Annotated in this window: 2 protein-coding genes; both read right to left on the bottom strand. The window is 45.1% G+C overall.

Annotated elements, in window-relative coordinates:
* Positions 1 to 395 precede the first annotated feature (395 nt).
* Positions 396 to 1,183, bottom strand: a protein-coding gene (locus EKM67_RS10535; RefSeq protein WP_125578935.1) for an IS5 family transposase whose coding sequence is annotated in 2 segments (ribosomal slippage) — positions 396 to 916 and positions 916 to 1,183 — 789 coding nt in all. Because the reading frame shifts where the segments join, the coding sequence is not laid out codon by codon here.
* Positions 1,184 to 1,232: 49 nt separating this feature from the next.
* Entirely contained in the window at positions 1,233 to 2,312 is a 1,080-nt protein-coding gene (locus EKM67_RS10530; protein WP_125578934.1) for an IS110 family transposase, read from the bottom strand.
* Between the last annotated feature and the right edge of the window lie 426 nt (positions 2,313 to 2,738).

Genomic DNA, 2,738 nt, shown 5'->3' with positions numbered 1-2,738 from the left:
ATACTTACTCATCATTCAGACCTCCAAGATTTTATTGACTAAAGCATATCAAGTTGACTGACATGACTTCAAGAGAGATGCTCAATGTGTTCGAATAAATCCTTTTCAATGTTTTACAATCTTGATTTAAGAAAACGCTTTTATTGCATTATCCAACTGCTCCATGCTATGCTGAACTAAAAGTACCCCTAAAGTCTTGTGGTAAAGAGTAAAGAAGGTGATGGAGAATTCTGAACATTAATGTTTCAACTTGAGTGCAAACTTCCCCCAGCCCACGACTGTTTAGTTTTGGGGGTGGGAAAGTTAAGCGTTCATTCTCAACCGAGTTCGCTAGACCAATTTAATCTGCGGCACGGTCGGTTGATACAATTCGTGATTCGTCTCTAAGAACCTGTCTAGTATCTTTTAAGAACTATCTTCAGGAAGGCCAATACAACCATTTGAAGACTGCTGTTAAGGGCGCGTTCACAGTTTTTCCAAAGTCGCCGACATTTGTCTAGCCAACTCCATGAACGTTCAATGATCCATCGTTGCGGTAACACCGTGAACGTATGCAACTCGTTGCGTTTAGCTACCGTCGTCTTAGCATTCAAAATGAGCTTCATCTGATCCGCAAAGTCATTGCCAGTGTAGCCACCATCAACCATGACATACTGAACCAGCTCTAAATTTTGGCTAGCCAAACTAAGCATAGCCAATGCACCTGAACGATCTGATACATTAGCTCGTGTCACGAGAATGGCTTGTGGTAAACCGTTAATATCAACCGCCATATGACGCTTAATCCCTGAAATCTTTTTGCCGCCATCGTAGCCACTATTTTTCGTTAAATCAGTGGTTTTAACACTTTGAGCATCAACAATCACAAACGACGTTCGGGCCGATCGGCCCTGTGCAAAACGATAGGAAGCGACAGTTTTTTTAAAAGCCTTTCTAATAGCGAATCAGCTGTCGGGTCTGGTTTATCTCGCCACATATCGTAATAGCGGTAGACGGTATGCCATTCCGGGAAATCGTGCGGTAATTCACGCCATTGACACCCTGTAGTAAGCGAGTAAAGGATGGCATTGAATACGTCATAAAGATCATAACGACGCGGTCTTGTATGCTTACGGAAGTTTTCTAAATCAGGTTGTATTAACGCAACTTGCGCTCGAGAAATATTACTTGGATAATCTGGCATGACAAACTCCTCAGTCGGTTTTCCACAGTTCTACCAGATTCAGCAGATACTAGACAGGTTCTAACGCGAACACTAGTCGAACCAGCTTACGGGCCGTTAATAGGTCTGCTCGGCGATGTTGATACTTTGGTACCTCTCGGTACTTTTTGTCGTAATAAGCAGTAAATGTGGGATCATGACGTCTTACCGAGTCGGCAGCTTCGACAAGGTAATACCGCAGGTACTGATCCCCAGCGAGAATCCCCGCCGTATAGACCGGTCCAATGCCAGGCACACTGCGTAAGCATTGTGCTTCAGGGAACGCCTCTAAAAGTTTCCCAATGCTTTGGTCGAGCTTCTTCTTCTGTCGGCTGAACATCCGAATTTCATTGGCGTACATGCCAAGAACCATGTTCACCGAGTTGAGTATTGTTTGCCCAATACGGTAAGAACTCCGCACTGCCGCCTTAAGCGCCTTGGCCACGACCTCCGGGTCGCCAAAGCGACCACGACCCATTTCGTTAAGATCGCTAATAAGCTGTTCTAGCGGTAATTCCGCAAGCTCATTCAGCGAGTAACGTTCATCGGCCAAGACCGTCATCATGGTGTTGCCAAAGACGGAGGTTGGCAGTTCGGCATCGATGGTGTTCAGCTTGTAGTAAAGGTTGTTCAGGAAGTGACTCTTACAGTCATTGATTTGCTTAATGAGATGAAACCGTTCGCGGGTCAAACGCTGGAGCGCGAAGTGCGCTTCATCTCGAGGCACAGGCACTGTATAGCGTCCGAGACCGATAAACTCAGCGATGTTCATCGCATCGACCTTGTCCGTCTTATCCTCGTCATACACTTGGCTAAACTTGTGCGTCATCTTTGGATTTAGGGTGACCACCTTAACGTCTAAAGAGTTCAGCTCATGATCGTGCTCGAATGTGTATGAAGGCAGAATGTTATACATCGAAGTCGCCTCCATCCCGATGATAATGTGGTCGTAAGACCGCACTTCGGCGGCTTGAAGAATAGCTTGCTTGATAGTTGAGACACCGATTGGCTGATTAGCAGCTTCGTCTTGAAAACAGATGTTATGGTCGCTATCAAGGCCACAATAATCTGGCTTAGCTTTTGAAACATCAATACCAACATTCAAGTTCATAGGATAGGACCCCCTTTCCTGTTAGATTAATTGGAACAAGCTTGGGTGCTGCGTGATGTCCCTTAGTTAATGAATCGGTAAGAGCATCCTCGCGATATGAGTAGTCTCCTTGTTAGATTAGAGCTGCGTAGCGAAGCGAGTCACTACCTGATCAAACAAGGCCTACAGCTTGTGGTGTGAACGATATCGAGACATCTGGGCGGCAGACTTGATTTGCAGTGTGACGTGAGTCACCTGCAGGAGGTAAAAGCCTATACCAGTTGGACCCAAATCCAATGAACAACTAAAGGATATCACGCAACGTCCAAGACGGAACCTGTTCTTAAAACTTGGATATATGCTTAATATACGAGGAGGCTGTAAAATGCATCATTATCAGCTAACCTATTTAGAAATTATTATTCGCTTAGTCGCGGCTATTATCAT

The sequence above is a fragment of the Lapidilactobacillus mulanensis genome, assembly GCF_003946215.1.
Taxonomy (GTDB): domain Bacteria; phylum Bacillota; class Bacilli; order Lactobacillales; family Lactobacillaceae; genus Lapidilactobacillus; species Lapidilactobacillus mulanensis.
This window is presented reverse-complemented; position numbering and strand designations above follow the sequence as displayed.

What these genes read in the sequence shown, in the direction of transcription:
- EKM67_RS10530 (WP_125578934.1), bottom strand. Translation starts at nt 2,312, where the DNA reads ATGAACTTGAATGTTGGTATTGATGTTTCAAAAGCTAAGCCAGATTAT.